Raw genomic sequence first — 20,843 nt, 5'->3', positions numbered from 1 at the left:
GGGAACCACGTGCACGCCCGTCACAGCGCAGGAGGACAGCAGGAGAGGCCGTGAAGTCGCGCAGATTCGAGAAGGGGGCCATCGTCTGCAGTCTCCGGCCCTCCGATGCTGACGATCTGCTGACCGTAGACGGTTCGCATGCCCCTGACCTACGACGAAACGCGTTTCACGTGGTAGGTGGTGGAGCACCGGCCGATCCGCGAGGAGATCGCCCAGGCACCCGCCGTGAAGCCCCGGCGCGCGGCAGGCACCGACGGCGGCCGTGGAGCTCGGCGACCGCCGACGCGGGCGGGTGCCGTCTCAGGTCCGACCTGCGACTCGGCCTCGCCATCGCGCTCGCGCCTCTGATTCGATCTCGCATCCGGGACCGCTCGTCGCTCACCAGGGGATGACACCCTCGTCGTCGAAGAACGCGCCGGACGGGCCGTCATCCGGCAGCGTGGCGAGCCGGATCGCCGTGGCCGCGCCCTGCTCCGGGGTGCGGTTCCCGAAGAAGCCGGTGAAGTCGGTCGCGCACAAACCGGGGCAGGCGGCGTTGATCAGGATGTCCGTGTCGGCGAACTGTCGGGCGTACTGCACGGTCACGGCGTTGAGGAACGCCTTCGACGGCGCGTAGGCCGCCATGACCGGTCCGAGCTCGATGTCCGGGTCGGCCTGCCGGGTCGTGGAGCCGACGCTGCTGGAGATGTTGACGATGCGCGGCGACGACGAGCGACGCAGCAGCGGGAGCATCGCGTTCGTCACCCGGATGACCCCGACGACGTTGGCCTCCACGACCGTGCGGACCAGGTCGAGGTCGAGGGTCGTGGGGTCCTGCACCCAGCCCGGACCCATCTCTCCCGAGATGCCCGCGTTGTTGACCAGCACGTCCAGCCCTCCGGCCTCACGCTCGATCAGTTCCGCGGCGTCGGCCACACTCTGGTCGCCGGTGACGTCCAGCGGCACGCTGAACGCGTCGGCCCCGGCGGCGCGCAGCTTCTCGACGGCGGTTTCGAGTCGGCCTGCGTCCCGCGCTCCGACGGCCACGCGGTATCCGAGGGCTCCGAGGCCGGTGGCGATCGCGTAGCCGATTCCCTTGTTCGCGCCGGTGACCAGCGCGGTCTTCGTTTCGCTCATGCCGTCCATGCTCGCTCCCAGGTGAGCGCGCCGGCCAATACCGATCGGGTCGGCTGTGATACCCGGCAGGTATCACTGGAGTACTCTGTCGCCGTGGACGCCTTGGAGACCCGCGAGCTGAGATACTTCGTCGCCGTGGCCGAGGAGCTTCACTTCGGCCGGGCCGCCGAACGCCTGGGCATGGCCCAGCCGCCGCTGTCGCGGGCGGTCCAGCAGCTCGAACGGCGTCTCGGCGTCCGCCTCCTGGAACGCAACCGCCGCGGCGTCGCGCTGACCGATGCCGGATCGGTGCTGCTGCACGAGGGCCGCGCGACGCTCGACGCGGCCCTCGCCGCCGTACGCCGCACCCGCCGCGCCGGCGGAGCGGACAACCCGAGCGGGGAGCGCAGCCGTCTGGTGCTGGCGGTGAAGACCGCCGCGGTTCACGAGCTGCTGCAGAAGCTCCTCGACGCAAATGCGGCCGAGCCTGACGCCGCCGAGGTCGAGGTCCTGCAGTGCGGCATGTGCGATCAGGAAGCACGGCTGCGCGACGGCAGCGCCGACGTCGCGCTGATGCACGTGCCGTTCAACTCCCTCGCCGGGTTCGACAGCGAGGAGCTCATGACCGAGAACCAGTTCGCCATCCTGCCCGCCGGACACCCCCTGGCCGCGCGCAAGACCTTGTCCCTGGCCGACATCAGCGACGTCCCCGACCTGCCATCGGCGCGCTGGCCCCGTCACGGCGTCTACGCGCCCGGCCCCGGCCCCGAGATCCGCGATCAGACGCAGTTGGCGCAACTCGTCGCCCTGGGACGCACCGTCGCCGTCGTGCCGGAGTCCGCGCGCGCTTGGCTGTGGTCCGAGCACGCCGCCGTCCCCGTGACCGACGCGCCCCCCGTCGTCACCCACATCGCCTGGCCCGCGCACAGCCGTTCACCAGCCCTGGCCCGCCTGGTCAGGACCGCCGTACAGCTCGCATCCTCCCGGTAGCCGCCGGCGGGGCGGGCGGTTCCCACCGCCTGCCGCCTGCCGCCCACCGCCTGCCGCCCGGGGACCGGACCGCGCCCGAGCGATCGGCCGGCTCGCGGGTCTCGCCCGTGGTGCACCCGTCGTTCGACACCGTGCGCAGGGTGACGCCGTTCGGCTTCGGGTCGCCGTGGATCGCCTCGACCGCGCCGTGCCTCTCGAAGCGGTCGCCTCGCCGACGCAGGCGCGCCCCCACACCACCTGAGCGGTGCCGGCCGTGGGAGGTCAGCTCTCCTGTCCGGCGGCGGCCTGGGCGTCGATCTCGGCGATCAGGCCTTCGATGAGGCCCTTGATCTCGTCGCGGATCGGGCGGACGGCCTCGACGCCCTGGCCGGCGGGGTCGTCGAGCTTCCAGTCGAGGTACTTCTTGCCGGGGAAGTACGGGCAGGCGTCGCCGCAGCCCATGGTGATGACGTAGTCGGACGCCTGGACCGCCTCGGTGGTGAGGATCTTCGGCCTCTGGTCGGAGATGTCGATGCCGAGCTCGGCCATCGCGGCGACCGCGGACGGGTTGACCTGGTCGCCGGGCGCGGAGCCGGCGGAGCGGACCTCGACGCGGTCGCCGGCGAGGTGGGTGAGGAAGCCGGCGGCCATCTGGGAGCGGCCGGCGTTGTGGATGCAGACGAACAGCACGGAGGCGGTCGGCACGGCGGTCATGGTGTGGGGTGTCCTTCGGTTGTGCGGTTCCCGTGGTGAGACGGGCAAGGGCTACTTCGGCTCGCCGGGAGTGAGTTCGGCGAGCAGGGCTTCGACGCGGGAGACGCTCGGAAGGAGGGAGACGTCGCCGCAGCCCATGGTGGCCATCACCACATCGGCGGCGGCCACGGTCTCCTCGGTGAGCGGCTCACGGAAGACGTCGGGGCGCGGGGTCGGGCGGGCAGCGCCCGCCGAGAGTCTGGGAGCCGGCGACGTAGGCGGGGATTCGCTCATCAGGAGTACCAGCCCTTCAGGGGTGAGGACACCCCCGGCCGAAGCATCGGGGGAAGGACCGTGCCGCGAGGGCGCGCAGCCGACCCCGGTGGCGGCCGGGACGGGGCTCGCTCAGCGGGCCCGACACGGGTAACGTATCAGCCCATGGTGACATCAGTCGACAGTGACGTAATGAAGGCGCTTGCCGACCCGCTGAGGATGCAGATCGTCTCGCTCCTCGCGGGCGAGGCCCTGTGCACGACGCACCTGGTCGAGGAGACCGGCGCCAAGCAGACGAACCTGTCGAACCACCTGAAGATCCTGCGCGACGCAGGGCTCGTCGACACCGAGCCCTGCGGACGCTTCACGTACTACAAGCTCCGCGCCGACGCCCTGGAAGCCGTCGCCGCGGAGTTCGCAGGGCTGGCCGCCACCGCCCGCGAAGCCGCTGTGAACAACCGCAAGCGGTCCTGCTGAACCACCCCGGCCCCGACCCCGGCGGCCCCACCCCGCCCTGCACGAGGAGCACCAGTTGAGCGCCATAGACGAGGCCAGACCCGATGCCACCGACGCCGAGCCCCTGGCGGCCGAGCCGCCCGCGGTTCCGCTGCCGAACCGGGTGGCGGCCGAGCTGGTCGGCACCGCCGCCCTGGTCGCCGTCGTGGTCGGATCCGGCATCCAGGCCACCGAGCTCACCCAGGACGTCGGTCTGCAGCTGCTGGCCAACTCCCTGGCCACCGTCTTCGGCCTCGGCGTCCTGATCCTGCTGCTCGGCCCGGTCTCCGGGGCGCACTTCAACCCCGTCGTCACGCTCGCCGAGTGGTGGAGCGGCCGCAAGGACCCCAAGGGTCCGGGGCTGCGCGAGGTCGCCGCGTACGTCCCTGCGCAGATCGCGGGTGGGATCGCCGGGGCGATCCTCGCGGACGCCATGTTCGGCGAGCAGTTGGTGAAATGGTCCACGCACGACCGCTCGGCCGGGCACCTGCTGCTCGGAGAGGTCGTCGCCACCGCCGGACTGATTCTGCTGATCTTCGGCCTGGCCAAGACCGACCACCTGCGCTTCGCCCCGGTCGCCGTCGCCTCCTACATCGGCGCCGCCTACTGGTTCACCTCCTCCACCTCCTTCGCCAACCCCGCCGTGACGATCGGCCGCGCGTTCACCGACACCTTCGCCGGCATCGCCCCGAGCTCCGTGCCGGGATTCATCGGCATGCAGCTGATCGGCGGCGCCGTCGGCCTGGCCCTCGTGGCGCTGATCTTCACCCACCGCCGTCCGGCCGGGTCGAAGTGAGCGGGTCCGGCGCGCCCAGGTCCTCCTCGTCGGCGCGGGCCAGGCAGGCCTCGCCGCCGGTTACCACCTGCGGCGCGCCGGACTCGACTTCGCCGTCCTCGACGCCGCCCAGGCGCCGGGCGGACCGCGCAGATGTGCTCAGGCGTCCCGGCCGAGGCCTGCGCCGGCGTCAGCTGACCACCGGACTGCGGCGCTCGATCAGCACGGCGTCCCGCCAGGTGCCGCGGATGCGGCCGATGCGCTCGCGGGTGCCGACCACCCGGAACCCGGCCTTGGCATGGACGGCGAGACTGGCGGCGTTCTCCGGGAACACGCCGGACTGGATCGTCCAGATCCCGGCCGCCTCCGTCGACAGGACCAGTGCTCCCAGCAGTCGGCCCGCCACGCCCCGACCCCGGGCCTCGGGGTGGACGTAGACGGAGTGTTCGACCACCCCGGCGTACGCGCACCGCTCCGAGACCCGTGAGGCGGCCACCCAGCCCAGCACCCGGCCGTCCTCGCCGAGGGCGACGTACCGGTGCTCGGGGAGCCTGGCCGTGTCGAACGCCTCCCAGGTCGGGGCTTCGGTCTCGAAGGTGGCGTTCCCCTCGTCGATCCCGGCCTGGAGGATGGCCAGGACCTGGCCGGCGTGGGCGGCGGTCATCGGCACGATGGTGATCGCGGCCTGGGGCATGGAGTCCTCCACAGGGGTCAGCAAGGGGGCGGGGATTCGCCGAGGATGGTGCGCACGGCCTCCGGGAAGACGGTCAGGCAGGTGCGGTTGGCCGAGTAGCGGGTGGAGGTGCCCTGCTTCTCGGGCAGCACGAAGCGGACCTCGGCGAGGACCTTCAAGTGGTGGGAGACCGTGGACTGCCCGACCGGGGCGCGCTCCACGATCTCGCCGACACTCATCGGCCGCGCCTCGGCCGCCAGCAGGTGCAGCAACTGCACGCGGGTCGGGTCGGCGAGCGCCCTGAACCACGAGGCGTACAGTCGCGCGGCATCGGCGGGCAGGGCGGGGCTGGTGCTCCACGAGTCATTCATCGATAATCGACGATAGTCGATGGATGCTTCCTTTGGCAGTCCCGAGGCGAAGGCCGCTCGGGTCAGCGGCCGGCGGCGGTGAGCAGACCGGCCATGCCGGCGAGTACGGAGGGGGCGACGCGGTAGTAGACCCAGGTGCCGCGCCGCTCGGACGTGAGCAGGCCGGCCTCACGGAGCTTCTTGAGGTGATGGGAAACGGTGGGCTGGGAGACGCCGACGTCCTGGATGTCGCACACGCACGCCTCGCCGCCCTCGTGCGAGGCGACGCGGGAGAACAGCCGCAGCCGCACCGGGTCGGCGAGGGCCTTGAACATCGCCGCCATCCGCACCGAGTCCTCCTCCGACAGCGGGGCGGAGGTCAGCGGCGGGCAGCACGGGGCGGCCTCATCCGTCTCCAGCAACGGCAACGACGCGGTGTTCGACATGCACCAATATTGACATCCGCCGAATCAGTGCGAAAGGACCGCGGGCCCGCGGGCCGAACGCACGCCTCGCCAGAGGGGGTCGGCGAGCGCCGGCCTCGGGTGTGGGTGACTTCCGCGGCGGCCGGGTGCAGGTCGATGCATCGGCTGCAGGAGGCGTCGCCGCCCGGCGGTGGAAGGGTGAACCCTGCCGGAGCGGTCCGCGAGGGGGAGGCTCCGGCGGGCCCGGCCCCGGGGTCGGTCAGCGTGGCCCGCCACCACCGGACGACCAGCGCACTCCAGCTCAGGCCCTCGCCGAGGAGCAGCCCCGCCGTCGTCACCAGCGCAGCCGCCGCGGCCCGGGCGAGGACGAACCGGCGGCGTGCCGGCCCGGCACAGGCCTCGCGGAGGGCTCCGGCGGCAAGAACCGCGGCCACCGGGAGCGCCAGGATCATGCCGACCAGGACCGGGGCCCAGGGCCACGTCCCCGTGAGCCGGGAGACCGCCAGCTGCACGCCCTGGTAGCCAAGCCCGGCCGCCGTCCCGGCCGCGGCAGCCTCGCCCAGGTGGAACCGGAGCAGGACGGTCGGATCACCGAAGACCTCGACCCGCCTCGTGGGCGACGGGTGACGGTCGACGGCCCGGTCGTACCAGTGGCGCAGCCGGGCCCACCCGTGCAGCCGTCGCGCCTCCTCCTGCTCCTCCTCCACGGCCCGTGCCACGGAGCGGGCGAACCACACGCCGCCGTCGACCAGGGCGGCTCGCAGGTCCGCGTAGTGCTCACGAGCGCGCCGCACCGCGCGATGGGCGAGGAGCACCAGGACGACCACGGCGGCGAGACCTCGCACCTCGCCCGCGACGAAGTCCGCCCATGCCGTGTCCCGGGTGAGGTCGAACACGGCGACGGCCAGCACCGGGCCGGCCGTCAGGACGACGAACGCCCACCACAGCGCGTCCGTCAGCTGGGTGATGCCGATGTCGCGGTTGCGCAGATGGGCCAGCTCATGGCGGACCGTGCGCGGAAGTGCTGCCGGTCGGCCTCGTCGTCCGACTTCGCCCTCATCAACAGTCCGGCGTCGAGCCGCATCTCGTGACGCGGCGGGAGGCCGAAGGTCGAGGCCTTGCCCTGGTCGTCGTCGTGGGTCAGGAAGACCGGGAGCTCAGGCACCGCGCTCTCGCCGGCGAGCCGGACCAGCTCGGCCTCCATGACCGGGCGGTGGTCCGCGGGCAGGACCCTCGACTGCGCCAGCGGGACGAGGTGCCGTCGACGACGGATCCTGACCGGGTGGCGCAGGTAGCGGATGCCCGCCAGGGCGAGGAGCGCCACGAGCGGGGCGAGGTCGAGCAGCGTGGCCGACCGGAAGGTCTCGGTCGGGCAGCCGGCGAGGGCCGGCGCGTATGCGCCGGGGTCGCTGGTCGCGGCGTTCCGCCGCGGGCATGCGCCCACGTCCGGGGTCCAGCGGAACGCGATCTCCAGGAGCCAGTGGTAGAACGGGATCGCCGCGAACAGCAACGTCGCGCCGAAGAGGACGAAGCGCGTCCAGGTGGCTGACGGGGCCTGAAGGACGGCGTCGGTACTCGCCGCGGGCGGGCGGACGGTGTCTTCACGGGCGGCCGACACGGTGCCTCGCCTCAGCCGTCGAGTCCGGGCCGCGCACCGTCCCCGTCCGGCTCCGCCGTGGCGGACCGGTTTCCCCTCCCCCGGCGGATGCCCGCCTCGGCGCGAGTGCCCACCTCGGCGCGAGCGCCCGTCTCCGCTCCGTCGTCCGCCGCGGGGGGATCCGCCGCGAGGAGCTCCCCGCAGAGATACTCCGCCAGCGCCTGCGACAGGTCGACCGGCAGCCGCCGTGCCAGCTTCCGCTCGATCTCAGGCCGCAGCGCGGCGACCTGGTCGGCCGGCCCGGCCGCCCCGTGGGCGAGTCGGTCACCGGGCGGCCCGGCGGACGCGGGATAGCCTCGGACTCCGGCCGGTGCGGCCCGCCCGCCGGACCGCCGAACGCCGGAGGTCTTCCGTGTCCCTCGTCCGCGTCCACAACTTCTCGGTCTCGCTCGACGGTTACGGCACTGGCGAGGGGCAGAGCCCGGAGGCCCCGTTCGGCCACGCCGGCGACCGCCTCCACCGCTGGTTCCTCCGCACCAGGACGTTCCGCCGGATGCAGGGGCAGGAGGGCGGCGACACCGGCGTGGACGACGCGATGGCCCGCGCCTGGGGCGACGGCATCGGCGCGGAGATCATGGGTCGCAACAAGTTCGGTCCCCAGCGCGGCCCTTGGGAGAACCACGACTGGACCGGCTGGTGGGGGCCGGACCCGGTGTTCCACACCCCGGTCTTCGTGCTGACCCACCATCCGCGGCCGTCGGTGGAGATGGCGGGCGGCACCACCTTCCACTTCGTCGACGCCTCCCCCGAGGAGGCGCTCCGCCAGGCCCGGGAGGCCGCCGGCGGCCTGGACGTCCGGATCGGTGGCGGGCCCCGCACCGTCCGTGCCTTCCTGGCCGCCGACCTGGTCGACCACCTGCACGTCGTCGTGGTACCGATCGTCCTCGGGCGCGGGGAGCGCCTGTGGGACGGGCTGGAAGGAATCGAGGAGCGGTTCCGCACCGAGGCGGTGACCAGCCCGAGCGGGGTGACGCACCTGACCTTCACCCGCACCTGACGCCCCGGGCGGCACCCGGCTCCCGGCGGTGCTGCACCCGGGCTGCGCCGGGCACCGCCCTGCCCACGCCGGGACCCCGACGACGGTGGGTGCCAGGCGGTGTGGTCGACTCGCAGCGCCTGCCCGGCGACCCCGATGCGCCGGCTACCGGTCCGCGGTGAGCCTCCCGGCCGCGCCCCAGCTCTCCGCCGGGTACTCCTGGATCCAGACGAACACGCTCTCGGCGGGTACCTCCAGCGCCTCCACGAAGGCCTCGGTGACCTTCTTGACCAACTCGCGCTTCTGCTCGACCCCGCGCGGGCCCTGCTGGATGGTGACGATCGGCATCTTCGGCTCCTGACCTGGTTCTTCTCGGCTCTTCTCTGCCGGGTGTTCCGGCCAGGAACAGTCCACCCGATCGGGCCGCCCGCCACCCAGACCCGAATCGCTCCGGCAGCGATCACGAATCCTGATCGTCCCTGGTCGGAGTCGTGCGGCGGCAGGCTTCCAGGAGCAGTCGAGGGAGCGGGGCCGAGCGGCGCACGGCGACCGAGGTGGGCAGCGCCAGGGGGGTTCGGCAGGGCCGGAAGGCGATCCGGTGGGTGTTCGTCATCCGGGCGTTGGCGGCGTACACGACCGTCCACATCGGGGTTCCGGTGCCGATCGACGCGAGGGTGTCCTGCAGGGTGGTGTGGGCCGGGCCGAGGATCGGCCGGAAGCCCGCCTGCGCGCAGGCGTCCGTCACCAGGTCCACCAGCGCCGGGTGGTTGCGGCGTTCGGTCAGCCGGAGCGGCAGCGCGGCGAGTTCCGCGAGATCGACCTCGGCCTGGTCGGCGAGGGCGTGCCGGGCCGGTAGCGCGATCACCAGCTCGTCCTGCCAGACGGGCAGGAAGCGGAGATCGGCGTTGGCCTCGGCGATGGTACCGCGCACGAAGGCGGCGTCGAGGCGGCCGTCCGACAGCCGCGCGAGCCGGTCCCGCACCGGGGCGGCATGGAGTTCGACGAGCACGTCGGGGGCCCGTCGCTGGTAGGTGTCCAGGATCAGGTCGAGCTTCTCGCCGAGCCCGGTGACGGTGCCGAGCCGGAGCACGTTGGGTGCGGCCAGATCGGCGGCGAGGGCGCGGGCGGCGTCCTCGGCCGCCAGTACACCCCTCGCCGCGGGCAGGAAGCGCTCGCCGGCCGGGGTCAGCCGGACGTACCGGGGCGAGCGGTCGAACAACTCGACCTTCAACTCCCGCTCCAGACGGCGGACCTGCTGACTCACGGCGGGCTGGCCGAGCAACAGCCTGTCGGCGGCCCGGCCGAAGTGCAGCTCCTCCGCGACGGCGACGAAGCAGCGCAGCTGCCGCAGCTCCATGTGATCCCCCTGCCCGATGTGTCGACGAGCCCATGGTCGCAGGCCGGGATGCAACCGCCGACGCCCCCGCCGCCCGGGTCGGCGGGGCCGTGGCCCGGCGGGAGGGTAGCTCGGGCGGGGGCTCGGTGGTGACGTCCATCCGGGCGTGACCTCCGCACGCGGTGTGGGTATGGGGGAGGTACGTGCGGGCCGGGGAGGTCAGGGGTGTCCGAGCAGCGGTGGACTCTGGTGAGGTGCACTTGGCGAGCCGCGGATCCGGCTGTGCCGGAGTGCGTCGTGTACTGGTTCACGGGCGAGCCGTGGCCCGGCGGCATCCGGGGTGGGAATCCGTCGCGGCCGTTGGGGGGCCTGGCGGCACACGAGGTCCGGGTGCCGGCGACCGCCGGCGAGGTGAACCGCTGGCGTGACGCCGCCGTCGCCTACATCGCGGAGGCCGAGGCTGCGGCCGACGAGGTGCGGAGGGCCCTGGCCGGAGGCGGACGCCGGTCGTCGGCCCGGCGGGTGCCGGTGGTCCGCGCGCGGCTGGCGCGGCGCCGGCTCCGCGCCGAGGAGGCGTACACGGCCCGGATGGCGGCTGCCGCCGCGGCCTACCGTCCGGTGGTGGAGGAGATCGAGGTGCGGGTCGCCGTCGTGCGGGAGGAGGAACGGGTGGCCCGGGAGCGGGCCGCTGCCCGTGCCGAGGCCGAACGGCTCACCCGGTACGCCGAGTTCCAGGAGTGGACGAAGCGACGGACCGACGCGGCGCAGGCCGCCGATCTGCGGCTGTGGAGCTGGGAGCACGAGCCGGACGTGCTCCGCGTTCTGCTGCACGACGCCAACCGCCACACGCAGGCTCCCCTGACCGCCCGGGAGTTGGCAAAGATCCTGGTCGTCCTCGCTGGTCGCGGCCCCCTCCGGGTGGCGTGGGAGCCGGCGGCCCGCCGTCGGGTGGAGGAGGTGACGGGCGTCGGGACCTTCCCTCTCTGGTGGCGTGCCCTGCTCGGCACGACGGTGAACGCACAGGCCCGGGAGGCCGCCGAGCAGGAGATCGTCGCCACGGCCGAGCGCGTGGTGGCGGCACTGGTCGCCGCAGGGGAACCCGGCATCCAGAGCTACAGCGCGGGCACCTCCGAGTCCGTGCGCGGGTGGAGGGTGCTCCTCGACTGGCCGACACACGTCCCGCCGCCGGTCGTCACACTCCCACCGATGCCCTGGGCGAACAGGGGAGACCGCTGGTGGTACCGGAGTTACGGCGACACGCCCAGCGACTACGGCACGCTGACGCTGACGATCGCCGGGTGGCTGCCCGGCTCGGTCGGGTTCACCGAGGTCAGGACCGAGATCGTCTACCACGGTTTCACGCGGCAGCGCTGGAGTACCGTCACGGCCGCGCTGTTCGCGCATCTACTCCTGGACGACGAGATCAGGCATCGCGGCCCCGGACAGCCGGCGTACTTCACCCTCCGCATCGGCGAGCACGCGGAGGCCCGCCGATTCGTACCGTTCGTCACGGCACTCGCCGCAATGGTGACGACCGCGCTTCTCGACCTCGCCCGCGACAACGGCGCCCCGCCGTGACCGCTCGTCGTCCATCGGCGCGGAGCACGACGGCCGCGGCCGTCCACCAGGGGGGGTGCGGACGCGCCGTCCGCCCGGCGGGTGCGGGGCGGACGCACCGCCGCCCCGCACGGGAGGCCCGGTCAGGCACCGGTGGTGCGCCGTCGGCGCCACCACCAGGCGGCGCCGCCCGCGACGGCCAGCACGGCGACGGCGGCGACCGCGATCGGCACGGCCGAGGAGCCGTCGCCCCCGCTCTCCGACACCGCCTGTGCCGCGGCGACGGCCGTCGGGGACGACGCCTCGGCCGGAGCGGCGGCTGTCGTCGAGGCGGTCGGCGCCGCCGAGGTGGTCGGCCCAGGTGCCGTGGCGGTGGCGGACGGACTCGGCGCGATCGGCGTGGCACCCGGCGCGGCGGCCTTGAGGGCCAGGACCGGGGCGGGCTTCTCGGGCTCGGTGCCGTTCTTCGGCAGCTCGATCCAGCGGTCGATGCGACCGTCGCTGTAGGACTGGAGGGTCTTGAAGGCCAGCTCCCCGGCGTCCGGAAGCTGCCGCACGGTGATCTTGTAGGCCACGTCCTTGCCGGGCGCCACGGCCGGTCCGGAGACCGTGTAGCCGTCGTCGGTCACGGCGAGCGTCCAGCCGTCCGGCGCTTCGGTGAGCGTGACGTCGGCCGGGGCGATTCCCTCGGGCAGGACGACGCGCAGCGCGGTGACGCCGGCGGTGGTGGACTCGGCCTCGGCGCTGAAGGCGATGGTGACGTCCGTGGCGAGTGCCCGGGCGCCGTCGGACTCGACCTCGACGTGGGCGAAGGCCGGGGACGCCAGCGTGAGTACGCCGGTGACGGCGGCCGCGACGACGGCGGCCCGGGCGGTGGTGCGGCTGAGGTTCATGGGAGCGCTTCTCCAGAGCGGGGGGTGTCCGCCACCCGGCCGGTGGACCGGCGGGCGTCCGGGGCGACGGCGGGGTTCAGGCCGGAGCGCGTCCGGTGCGGGGTGGCCTCCCGCACCGGAGCGCGCGGGGCGACGGCCGGCCCTGCGACCGGGGCCCGGTCGGCAGCGGTTCGGCGTGGTCGGGCACGGCATCGTGCCGCACATCATCCCCGATGACGCCGCCGGTCGTGGCACGGGCCGCCGAACGGCGGCGGTCATCCCCCGAACGGCGGGCGGCGGCGAAGGACAGGTGCGCCTGTGCCGGTACGACGGATCCACCGGTCTCCCCCGGCTCCCTCGCGGCGGCGGCTCGGCCGCCGTCCCCGATCCGTTCCCTCCGGGACTCCCACCGGCACCGCAGCGACGCCGTCTTCCGGGGGGCCGGCGCCAGGCCGGGGCCGACGGGAGCGGGTCAGACCCGGCCCGCCATGCGTTCGACCGGGCGTGGCCAGCGCGCGTGCAGGGCGTCGATGACGAAGTCGTGGCCGTGCGACCAGCCGTCGGCGGTCCGGCGGGCGTCCGCGAGGTGCGGGTGGTCGGCGGGCAGGTCGTGGTGCACGTGGCCGAGGCTCGCGGGGTCCTGCCGGGGCCAGAGGACGGTCGCGGCGAGGGCCGCGGCCAGCGCCACGACGCCGAGGACGACGGCGGTGATCGGCAGGCCGGCGCCCGCGGCGAGCCATCCCGCGAGCGGGTAGGTGAGCAGCCAGCAACTGTGCGAGAGCGAGAACTGTGCGGCGAAGGCGGCGGGCAGGTCGGCGTCGCCGGCCGAGCGGCGGATGACGCGCCCGGCCGGGGTGAGGACCGCGGAGCAGGCGGCGCCGATCGCGGCCCAGGCCGCCAGGAGCGCGGTCCAGGACGGGGCGCCCGTGCCGGCCGAGGTGACGGCCGCGACGGCGGCGAGCACCCCGGGCAGGGCGAAGGCGGCGGGCAGCATGACCGCGCGGTCCCCCAGCCTGCGCAGCACCGGGGGCAGGAGGAGGGCGGCGAGGATGGAGCCGACGCCGTACGCGCCGAGGGCCAGCGAGACGAAGCCGGGCGGCTTGTGGAAGTGCCCCTGCACGATCACGACCGTGTTGACGAAGACGATGGCACCGGCCGACGCCACGACGAGGTCCAGCGCGAGCAGGGCGCGCAGCCGCGGGGTGGCCCAGTACAGGCGGGTGCCGAACGCGGCCTTGCCGTAGAGCCCGCCCGCACGCTCGACGGGCTTCGGCCTGGGCAGCACGGCGGAGACGACGAGGGCGGCCGAGGCGAGGAAGCCCGCCGCCGTCCCGATGAACAGCCAGTTGTACGTGACCACCGTCAGGAGGGCCGCGGCGAGCGCGGGGCTGAACAGGCTCTCCAGGTCGTAGGCGATCCTGGTCATGGACAGCGCCTGGGTGTAGTCGCGCTCGGCCGGGAGGACCTCGGGGATGGTGGCCTGGAAGGTCGGGGTGAACGCCGCCGAGGCGGACTGCAGCAGGAAGATCAGGACGTAGATCTGCCACACCCGGTCGGCGAACGGCAGGGCGAGCGCGACACCTGCGCGGGTGAGGTCCATCGCGACCATCACCGCCCGCCGGGGTATCCGGTCGGCTGTCGCGCCGAGCACCGGGGCGATCCCGACGTAGGCGATCATCTTGATCGCCAGCGCGGTACCCAGGACGGCCGAGGCGTCCTCGCCGGCGATCCGGTAGGCGAGCAGGCTCAGCGCGACGGTGGCCAGCCCGGTGCCGACGAGCGCCACGACCTGGGCGGTGAAGAGGTGGCGGTACGTGCGGTTGCGCAGAACGGCGACCATGCGGACGTATCCCGGCTCGGAGGGAGGTGACCCCTTCAGGCTAGCCCACATGTGCACGAGTGCGCACATGTTGAAAGGAATCCGCCGGTCCACGGGCGGAGAGTGTGACCGGGTTGGCCCGGGCGCGGGGCTCTCCGCACCCGGACCGCGGACACGCTCCGACGCCGTACAGCCGCCCGCACCCCGCCCCCGGCGGCCGGTGCCGGTGGCCCGTACCGCGGCCGCACGTCGTAGGCTGCGGCCATGACCAGTGATCGTATGACCGTCCGCACCGCACTTGAGACGCTGCTGGCCGGCAACCGGCGCTTCACCGCGGGCGCTCCCGAGCACCCCAACCAGGACGCCGCGCGCCGCACCGCCACCGCCCCGGCCCAGAGTCCGTTCGCCGTCCTGTTCGGCTGCTCGGACTCCCGCCTCGCCGCCGAGATCATCTTCGACCGCGGGTTGGGCGACCTGTTCGTGGTCCGCACCGCCGGCCACGTCATGGGGCCGGAGGTGCTCGGCAGCATCGAGTACGGCGTCGACGTGCTCGGCAGCCCGCTGGTGGTCGTCCTCGGACACGACTCCTGCGGCGCGGTCGCCGCCACCCGCGCCGCCGTCCAGGACGGCACCACCGCCACCGGCTACGTGCGCGACGTGATCGAGCGCGTCACCCCCAGCGTCCTGGCCTCCCGCGCCGCCGGCCACACCGAGGAGGCCGACTTCATCGACACCCACATACAGCACACCGTCGACCTCCTCCTCGAACGTTCACGGACCCTCGCCCGTTCGGTCGACTCGGGCCACGCAGCCGTGGTAGGCCTCTCGTACCGGCTCGCCGACGGCACCGCCCAGCTGGTCACCGCCCGCGGTCTCGACCTGCCCGTCGGCTCCCCCGCCTGACCCCGTTCGCAACCCGGCACAGGTCCGCGCCGTTCCACCGGTCGCGGCGATCCGGGCGACGGCGTCCAGCGGGGCGGCGCCGGATCGGAAGGCCGTCGAGTGGCACTGGTGACGGAGGAACCGGCCCCGGTGCCGTGCCGCCCGTCCCCGGGCGGGCACGGAGTGGCGGCGCCGGCCGGCTCAGGGCGGTGACTGGCCGCGGTCGTGCTCGGCGGCGAGGAGTTCGGGCACCCCGGTCAGGCGACGCAGGCCGGCCACCGCCGGGGAGGTCCGGTGGTTGGCGGCGAGCAGCTCCCGGTGGCGGTGGACGAACGCCCAGTAGCCGGTGGTGAACGGGCAGGCCCGCGGACCGAGGCGCTCGGTGGGCCGGTAGCGGCACGGTCCGCAGTGGTCGCCCATCCGGTGCAGGTAGGCACCGCCGGCGGCGTACGGCTTGGTGGTGACGAGCCCGCCGTCCGCGTACTGGGACATGCCGACGACGTTCGCGGTCATCACCCAGTCGTAGCCGTCGACGAAGCAGCGGTGGAACCAGTCGGTGAGTTCGCGCGGGTCCCAGCCGTGCTGGAGCGCCCAGTTGCCGAGCACCATCAGCCGCGGAATGTGGTGGACCCAGCCGTGGTCCCGGACCTCCGCCAGGACGCCGGAGAGGCAGCGGGCGGTGACGGCCCCGGCGTCCAGGTCGAGGAACCACGCCGGGAGCGGCTCGTGGTGGCCGAGCCGGTTCTCGTCCCGGTAGCCCTCGCCGAGGTGCCAGTAGAGCTGCCAGACGTACTCGCGCCAGCCCGCGACCTGCCGGACGAAGCCCTCGGCGCTGTTGAGCGGCACCCGGCCGGCGCGGTGGGCGCTCTCGGCGGCGCGCACGCACTCGCCCGGGTGCAGCAGACCGAGGTTGAGCGGGACGGACAGGGCGCTGTGGGCCATCCACGGGTCGGCGCGGAGCATGGCGTCCTCGAAGCGGCCGAAGTCGGCGAGGCGGTGGTCGACGAAGTGCGCGAGGGCCTGCTCGGCCTCGGCGCGCGTCGCGGCGAAGCGGCGCGGTCCGTCGCGGCCGACGAACGCGACTTCACCGGCACGCTCCCAGCGGTCCAGATCGGCCCGAACCCGCTGGTCGATCTCGTCCTCCTGCGGTTCGAACGGCGGTGGCAGCGGCAGCGTGGTCGCCCCTCTGGGCGGTGGCTCGCGGTTGTCCCGGTCGAGGTTCCAGCGGCCGCCGGTCGGCGAGCCGTCCGGTTCCAGCAGCAGGTGTTCGGCGCGGCGCACCCGGTGGTAGAAGTCCTCCAGCAGAAGCCGCCGCTCACCCGGTCCGCCCGCCCAGCGGCGGAAGTCGGCGAAGGGGACGAGGAAACCGCGCGGCGGCAGCACGGTGACCTGGGGCAGGCTCGTCACCAGGCCGAGCGCCGCCCGTGAGGTCGGGTGGGACACGGTCAGCCGGCACCGCCCCACCGCCTCGGCCAGGCCCTCCCGGTAGGTCCCGGCCTGCACGTAGCGCACGCGGTCCCCGAGGGCGTCGGCCGCGTGGCGCATGGCCGAGAGCACCAGGTGGACCTTGGCCCGGTGGAACCGGCGCCGCCGCAGCACCGACCGGGCCTCGATCATGACGATCGGGGCGCCCTCGTCCGGGCCGTCCTCACCCGGGGCGAGGAAGTGCGGGCCGAGCTGGTCGCCGAACACCCAGTGCGGACGCGGGCCGCTCACACCGGCCGTCCGGGGAGGGCGGCACCCCGGCGGCGGCCGTCGGGTGCCGGTGCGGGTGACGCGGTGGAGGGGTCGGCGGACTGCGGGTGGCGGTGGCGCCAGTACGGGTTGTCCAGTGGCAGTTTGCCGCTCACCCTTCCGTACATCCCGAAGGTCGCGATCACGAGACCCATGACGAAGCTGAACAGCACGTTCTGGAGCCGGAACGCCAGGATGTTGGCCGACGAGTCCAGCACCATCAGATTGACGAACCCGCTGAGCACGAACAGCGTTCCCACGGCGATGTTGACGGTGGATGCGGAGTTCCCGCCCATGACGGCACCGGCGACGAGCACCGCGGCCACCACGATCGACACCAGACTGAGCAAGCCGTTGCCGGACAGGCCCGCGATCTCCTCCCCGTCGGTGCTGAAGAACGGCAGCCCGTCCGCCAGCCCGAGGCAGCCGAAGACCAGCAGTGCCGCACCGCACAGTCCGGCTCCCACCCGGTAGACCTGGGAGAGGCGGTGGTCGGCCGGTACTTCGTCGTGCAGTTTCATGGTCCGCTCCGTTCGTCGCAGGTCGGTCGGCCGCGCGGTGCGCCGCCTCTCCTGCAGGTTCGGCCGCCGGGGCGGGAGGCGACAGTCGCATCGGTGGCGCATCGCTTCGACGCGGTCGAAGGACCGTGCACCCGGCCGGGTCGTCCGACGCCCGCTCGCGCGGGGCGGAAGAGGTTGCGCCGCCGCAGCATCCGAGCCGGCGCGCCGGCCACGGCGTCGGTGAAAACGATGCACAAACGCTCCAAGTGGCCCCCGCCCGGTGAATCGCTGCACCGTGGACAGCGTGACTCCGCAAACGCAAAGCCACGAGGACGCGTGCTCCGCCGGTCGGCCGCGGCGGCCGACGGCCGACGATCTGCGCGGCCTACTCGCGCTCTCGGCGCGCGGCGACCAGGCCGCCTACGAGCTGCTCCACCACGCGGTCGCCGGGCCGATCTGCGGAGTGGCCCTTCAAACGCTGCGCAATCCGGCCCACGCCGAGGAGGTCGCCCAGGAGGTCCTGCTGGAGATGTGGCGCTGCGCCGCGGCCTACCGGCCCGAGCGAGGGTCGGTCATGACCTGGGTCCTGACCATCGCACACCACCGTGCGGTGGACCGGGTGCGCGCCGCCACGGCCGCCACCGCGCGAGACCACCGCATGGCGTTCCGGGAGTCCGCCGACGGTGACCCTCTGGACGACCAGGTGGTCCGGTCCCTGGAGCGGGTGCGGGTCAGGTCCGCTCTCGCGGCTCTGAGCCGCGTACAGCGCGAAGCCGTGGTCCTGGCCTACTACGGTGGGTACTCGCAGCGGGAGATCGCGCGTCTGACAGACGTACCGCTGGGCACCGTCAAGACCCGGATCCGCGACGGCCTGACCCGTCTCAGGGCCGTCTTCGCGGGCGTCCCCGATCGACCGGGCCGGTCGCCGGCACTGCTCAGCCCACCCGGCCAACGGGTCGGAGCCCGACGATGACGCGTCCAGGCCCCCCAACCCCGGAACCACCACTGCGGGAGGACGTCATGACACCCGGCCAACAGGCCTCCGTCCACGAGCGAGCCGTTCCGGTGAGTCCGCCGGCGGAGACGCCCGAATGCGAGGCCTCCACGTGTGCGGGGATCTCCACTCCGGAGTCGGTCGAGCTGCACACGGCTTGGCCCGGCTGGATCCCCTTGGCGGTCATCACCGTCCTGGTCCTGTGCTGCGTGGGCTTCGCGGTGGGGAGGATCGCGGGATGGTGACGCCGTCGACCGGGCACGAGGCCGAGGCGCGGGACGACGGCCCGCACGGAACGGCGCGCTCCGCCGAGGCCGTGGGCCTCGCCACCGGAGGCGTGGCCCAGCGCCTGGGCGTGTCACCGACCACCGTCCGCTCCTGGGAACGCCGCTACGGCATCGGCCCCGCTCATCGCGAGGAGGGGCACCACCGCCGGTGGAGCCCGCAGGACATCGCCGTCCTGGAAGCCATGTGCCGGCTGACGGCCCGCGGAGTGCCGCCGGGTGAAGCCGCTCGAGCGGTGCTGGCCGAACGCGCCGCGGCGAGCCGTGACACCGGCCCGATCCCCGTCCGGTCCCGGCCCGGACCCGCCGGTGCCGCGGGCGGCGGCAGAGCCCCGGGTGGCAGCCGCGCCCTGCGCGTCGGGACGGTGCGCCCCGAGTGCCGCGGCCTGTCCCGGGCCGCGGTTCGGCTCGATGCGCCGGAGATCGCCAGGATCCTGCGAGAAGCGGTGGCGGCGCTCGGGGTGATCGACGCATGGACGGAGGTCATGATGCCGGCCCTGCGGGCCGCGGGTCGCAAGTGGGCGGCGGACGGCGAGCAGTACGTCGAGGTGGAGCACCTGCTGTCATGGCACGTCTCCAGCGTCCTGCGCGGTGTGGCGGTCGGGCCGGCCGCTGCCCGGCCCGTGAAGCCGGTACTGCTCGCGGCGATGCCCGCCGAGCAGCACACCCTGCCGCTCGAAGCCACCGCCGCGGCACTGACCGAGCGCGCCCTTCCCTTCCGCATGCTCGGTGCGACCGTCCCGCCCCGAGCGCTCCTGGACGCCGTCCACCGACTCGGACCGGGCGCCGCGATGATCTGGTCCCAGGACCACCGCACCGCGGACCCGGAGCTGGTGGGCCAGGTGAGCGGCAGCATGTGGGGACCGCACGGCTCCCGCAGCCAGGCCCTGGTGGTGGCCGCCGGCCCAGGCTGGGCCCGTACCCGCCTCCCCTCCGGAACCGTCAGCCCCCGTACCCTCACGGCCGCCGTCGACCTTCTCGAAGACGCGGTCACGGGCTGAGGCCTCGGCTGCGCACCTCCGGTCGCCGCGTGCCGGCCGTGTTCTCGTGCCAATCCGCATCCGGTCCGGTTCCGAAGGTTTCGTGAAACGACTATGCGGGCCTCACGTGGCCCCGGTGGGAGGGCTCCTCGTGACCGTGTCCGGCACCACATCCACGTTCGACACCACATCCACCACCCCGGCCGCCGCCGTGCTCGGCGTCGGCCGTCCACGCAGGGTGGCGGTGGTCGGATCCGGAGTGGCCGGCCTCACGGCGGCGTACGAGCTGTCCCGGGCCGGGGTGGAGGTCGAGCTGTTCGAGGCCGACTCCCGGCTCGGCGGTCACGCCCACACCCAGCAGGTGACCGACCCGGACGGGCGACGACTCGCGCTCGACACCGGGTTCCTGGTGCACAACGAGCGGACGTATCCGCACCTGGTGCGGCTGTTCGCCGAACTCGGCGTCCAGACCCGGGACAGCGAGATGAGCATGTCCGTGCGCTGCGACGGCTGCGGCCTGGAGTACGCCGGCGCACGCGGGCCCGTCGGCCTGTTCGCCAAGCGCGACGCAGTGGTGCGCGGCCGGTACCTCCGGGCGCTCGCCGAGGTGCCCCGCTTCCACCGGCGGGCGCGGCAGTTGCTCGCCGACCCGGCCGCCGGTGACCCCAGCCTGGCCGACTTCCTCACCGCCGGGGGCTTCACGCCCTACTTCGTCAGCCACTTCATGACCCCGGTGGTGTCCGCCGTGTGGTCCTGCGCCCCCGACCTGGTGGGCGACTACCCGGCACGCTACCTGTTCACCTTCCTCGACAACCACGGCATGCTCAGCGTGACGGGCTCACCGACCTGGCGCACCGTGGTCGGCGGCTCCCGCACGTACGTCCGGAAGATCGCCGAACGGCTGACCGCGGTCCACCGTTCCACCCCGGTCGGGGCCGTGCGCCGCCACCCCGACGGCGTCACCGTGGCCACACGGGACGGGCACGTCACCGAGGCCGGCGCCGTGGTGATCGCCACCCACGCCGACCAGGCACTGCGGCTGCTCGCCGACCCGACCGACGCCGAGCTGGAGGTCCTCGGCGCCTTCACCTATTCGCGCAACCCGACCGTGCTCCACCGTGACTCCTCCGTCCTGCCCTCCGCGCGCCCGGCCCGCGGATCGTGGAACTACCGGATGCCCCACTGCGAGGCACCGTCGGACCGGGTACGGGTCAGCTACCACCTCAACCGGCTGCTGCGCCTGGACGCCGCCGACGACTACCTGGTCACCCTCAACGAGGACCGGGACGCCCCGGTCCCCAAGCACCTGGTGGTCTCGCGCACCGTCTACGAGCACCCGATCTACACCGCGCGCACCGTCGCCGCGCAGCGTCGGCTTCCCGAACTCACCACCGCCCGGACGGCGTTCGCCGGCGCCTACCACGGCTGGGGCTTCCACGAGGACGGCTGCCGGTCCGGCGTCGAGGCCGCCCGCGCCCTGCTGGGGGTGGCCGCGCCGTGACCG

General features: G+C 73.8%; 23 protein-coding genes and 1 pseudogene. 10 read left to right on the top strand and 14 right to left on the bottom strand.

What is annotated here, in order from left to right:
• Positions 1–378 precede the first annotated feature (378 nt).
• Positions 379–1,116: an SDR family oxidoreductase gene (locus ACF9IK_RS36020; RefSeq protein WP_395298269.1), complete on the bottom strand. Its 738-nt coding sequence runs from the start codon at positions 1,114–1,116 to the stop codon at positions 379–381.
• Positions 1,117–1,209: 93 nt separating this feature from the next.
• Between ACF9IK_RS36020 and ACF9IK_RS36015 the strand changes: the two genes are divergently transcribed.
• Positions 1,210–2,085 carry a LysR family transcriptional regulator gene (locus ACF9IK_RS36015; protein WP_395298268.1) on the top strand — a complete coding sequence of 292 codons (876 nt, stop codon included), beginning with the start codon at positions 1,210–1,212 and terminating at the stop codon, positions 2,083–2,085.
• Between the two features lie 261 nt (positions 2,086–2,346).
• On the opposite strand, the gene ACF9IK_RS36010 is transcribed toward ACF9IK_RS36015, so the two are convergent.
• A complete protein-coding gene (locus ACF9IK_RS36010) occupies positions 2,347–2,778 on the bottom strand; it encodes an arsenate reductase ArsC (RefSeq protein WP_395298267.1) in 432 nt (143 codons plus the stop codon).
• Between the two features lie 51 nt (positions 2,779–2,829).
• A complete protein-coding gene (locus ACF9IK_RS36005) occupies positions 2,830–3,051 on the bottom strand; it encodes a hypothetical protein (RefSeq protein WP_395298266.1) in 222 nt (73 codons plus the stop codon).
• 144 nt (positions 3,052–3,195) lie between these two features.
• Between ACF9IK_RS36005 and ACF9IK_RS36000 the strand changes: the two genes are divergently transcribed.
• From ACF9IK_RS36000 to ACF9IK_RS35990, 3 genes and pseudogenes are all read left to right on the top strand, one after another.
• Positions 3,196–3,507: an ArsR/SmtB family transcription factor gene (locus ACF9IK_RS36000; RefSeq protein ID WP_395298265.1), complete on the top strand. Its 312-nt coding sequence runs from the start codon at positions 3,196–3,198 to the stop codon at positions 3,505–3,507.
• A 55-nt stretch (positions 3,508–3,562) separates the two neighbouring features.
• Positions 3,563–4,321, top strand: coding sequence for an aquaporin (locus ACF9IK_RS35995; protein ID WP_395298264.1), 759 nt, complete (start codon positions 3,563–3,565; stop codon positions 4,319–4,321).
• A 19-nt stretch (positions 4,322–4,340) separates the two neighbouring features.
• Positions 4,341–4,568, top strand: a pseudogene (locus ACF9IK_RS35990) (NAD(P)-binding protein); the annotation flags it as partial.
• Here the strand turns inward: ACF9IK_RS35990 and ACF9IK_RS35985 are convergent.
• The 5 genes from ACF9IK_RS35985 to ACF9IK_RS35965 all read right to left on the bottom strand — a co-directional run bounded on the left by ACF9IK_RS35985 (position 4,491) and on the right by ACF9IK_RS35965 (position 7,366).
• A complete protein-coding gene (locus tag ACF9IK_RS35985) occupies positions 4,491–4,994 on the bottom strand; it encodes a GNAT family N-acetyltransferase (protein WP_395298263.1) in 504 nt (167 codons plus the stop codon). The pseudogene ACF9IK_RS35990 and the gene ACF9IK_RS35985 overlap by 78 nt on opposite strands.
• 17 nt (positions 4,995–5,011) lie before the next feature.
• On the bottom strand, positions 5,012–5,344 hold the full coding sequence (locus ACF9IK_RS35980) for an ArsR/SmtB family transcription factor (RefSeq protein WP_395298262.1): 333 nt from the start codon (positions 5,342–5,344) through the stop codon (positions 5,012–5,014).
• A 62-nt stretch (positions 5,345–5,406) separates the two neighbouring features.
• Positions 5,407–5,769 carry a metalloregulator ArsR/SmtB family transcription factor gene (locus ACF9IK_RS35975; protein WP_395298261.1) on the bottom strand — a complete coding sequence of 121 codons (363 nt, stop codon included), beginning with the start codon at positions 5,767–5,769 and terminating at the stop codon, positions 5,407–5,409.
• On the bottom strand, positions 5,703–6,659 hold the full coding sequence (locus ACF9IK_RS35970; protein WP_395298260.1) for a hypothetical protein: 957 nt from the start codon (positions 6,657–6,659) through the stop codon (positions 5,703–5,705). The genes ACF9IK_RS35975 and ACF9IK_RS35970 overlap by 67 nt, the downstream gene beginning before the upstream one ends.
• A gap of 44 nt (positions 6,660–6,703) precedes the next feature.
• Entirely contained in the window at positions 6,704–7,366 is a 663-nt protein-coding gene (locus tag ACF9IK_RS35965; RefSeq protein ID WP_395298259.1) for a hypothetical protein, read from the bottom strand.
• A 391-nt stretch (positions 7,367–7,757) separates the two neighbouring features.
• On the opposite strand from ACF9IK_RS35965, the gene ACF9IK_RS35960 reads away from it, so the two are divergent.
• A complete protein-coding gene (locus ACF9IK_RS35960; RefSeq protein ID WP_395298258.1) occupies positions 7,758–8,402 on the top strand; it encodes a dihydrofolate reductase family protein in 645 nt (214 codons plus the stop codon).
• 144 nt (positions 8,403–8,546) lie between these two features.
• Here ACF9IK_RS35960 and dmpI read toward each other — a convergent pair whose 3' ends face one another.
• Positions 8,547–8,729 carry a 4-oxalocrotonate tautomerase DmpI gene (gene dmpI / locus ACF9IK_RS35955; RefSeq protein WP_395298257.1) on the bottom strand — a complete coding sequence of 61 codons (183 nt, stop codon included), beginning with the start codon at positions 8,727–8,729 and terminating at the stop codon, positions 8,547–8,549.
• A 112-nt stretch (positions 8,730–8,841) separates the two neighbouring features.
• A complete protein-coding gene (locus ACF9IK_RS35950; protein WP_395298256.1) occupies positions 8,842–9,738 on the bottom strand; it encodes a LysR family transcriptional regulator in 897 nt (298 codons plus the stop codon).
• A gap of 369 nt (positions 9,739–10,107) precedes the next feature.
• On the opposite strand from ACF9IK_RS35950, the gene ACF9IK_RS35945 reads away from it, so the two are divergent.
• The gene (locus tag ACF9IK_RS35945; protein WP_395298255.1) at positions 10,108–11,295 is read left to right on the top strand and encodes a hypothetical protein; all 1,188 of its coding nucleotides are present in this window, start codon (positions 10,108–10,110) and stop codon (positions 11,293–11,295) included.
• 122 nt (positions 11,296–11,417) lie between these two features.
• Here the strand turns inward: ACF9IK_RS35945 and ACF9IK_RS35940 are convergent, their stop codons facing one another.
• Positions 11,418–12,167: a DUF1775 domain-containing protein gene (locus ACF9IK_RS35940; RefSeq protein WP_395298254.1), complete on the bottom strand. Its 750-nt coding sequence runs from the start codon at positions 12,165–12,167 to the stop codon at positions 11,418–11,420.
• Positions 12,168–12,618: 451 nt separating this feature from the next.
• A complete protein-coding gene (locus ACF9IK_RS35935) occupies positions 12,619–13,986 on the bottom strand; it encodes an MFS transporter (protein WP_395298253.1) in 1,368 nt (455 codons plus the stop codon).
• Positions 13,987–14,229: 243 nt separating this feature from the next.
• Between ACF9IK_RS35935 and ACF9IK_RS35930 the strand changes: the two genes are divergently transcribed.
• A complete protein-coding gene (locus ACF9IK_RS35930; RefSeq protein ID WP_395298252.1) occupies positions 14,230–14,868 on the top strand; it encodes a carbonic anhydrase in 639 nt (212 codons plus the stop codon).
• 180 nt (positions 14,869–15,048) lie between these two features.
• On the opposite strand, the gene ACF9IK_RS35925 is transcribed toward ACF9IK_RS35930, so the two are convergent.
• Both ACF9IK_RS35925 and ACF9IK_RS35920 read right to left on the bottom strand, forming a co-directional pair.
• Positions 15,049–16,563 (bottom strand): cryptochrome/photolyase family protein, encoded by a 1,515-nt coding sequence (locus tag ACF9IK_RS35925; RefSeq protein WP_395298251.1) that lies wholly within the window; start codon positions 16,561–16,563, stop codon positions 15,049–15,051.
• Complete coding sequence (locus tag ACF9IK_RS35920) at positions 16,560–17,102, bottom strand: DUF4383 domain-containing protein (protein WP_395298250.1); 543 nt, start codon at positions 17,100–17,102, stop codon at positions 16,560–16,562. The genes ACF9IK_RS35925 and ACF9IK_RS35920 overlap by 4 nt, the downstream gene beginning before the upstream one ends.
• A gap of 355 nt (positions 17,103–17,457) precedes the next feature.
• Here ACF9IK_RS35920 and ACF9IK_RS35915 point away from each other — a divergent pair, with 355 nt between their 5' ends.
• The 3 genes from ACF9IK_RS35915 to ACF9IK_RS35905 all read left to right on the top strand — a co-directional run bounded on the left by ACF9IK_RS35915 (position 17,458) and on the right by ACF9IK_RS35905 (position 20,840).
• On the top strand, positions 17,458–18,054 hold the full coding sequence (locus ACF9IK_RS35915; protein WP_395298781.1) for a sigma-70 family RNA polymerase sigma factor: 597 nt from the start codon (positions 17,458–17,460) through the stop codon (positions 18,052–18,054).
• Positions 18,055–18,313: 259 nt separating this feature from the next.
• Positions 18,314–19,360, top strand: coding sequence for a MerR family transcriptional regulator (locus ACF9IK_RS35910; protein WP_395298249.1), 1,047 nt, complete (start codon positions 18,314–18,316; stop codon positions 19,358–19,360).
• Between the two features lie 217 nt (positions 19,361–19,577).
• Positions 19,578–20,840 carry an NAD(P)/FAD-dependent oxidoreductase gene (locus ACF9IK_RS35905; RefSeq protein ID WP_395298780.1) on the top strand — a complete coding sequence of 421 codons (1,263 nt, stop codon included), beginning with the start codon at positions 19,578–19,580 and terminating at the stop codon, positions 20,838–20,840.
• Positions 20,841–20,843 lie beyond the last annotated feature (3 nt).

It is taken from the genome of Kitasatospora hibisci, from assembly GCF_043950205.1.
In the GTDB taxonomy this organism is placed as follows: domain Bacteria; phylum Actinomycetota; class Actinomycetes; order Streptomycetales; family Streptomycetaceae; genus Kitasatospora; species Kitasatospora hibisci.
Note: the sequence above shows the minus strand (reverse complement) of the source record. Positions and strands in the feature narration are given on the sequence as shown.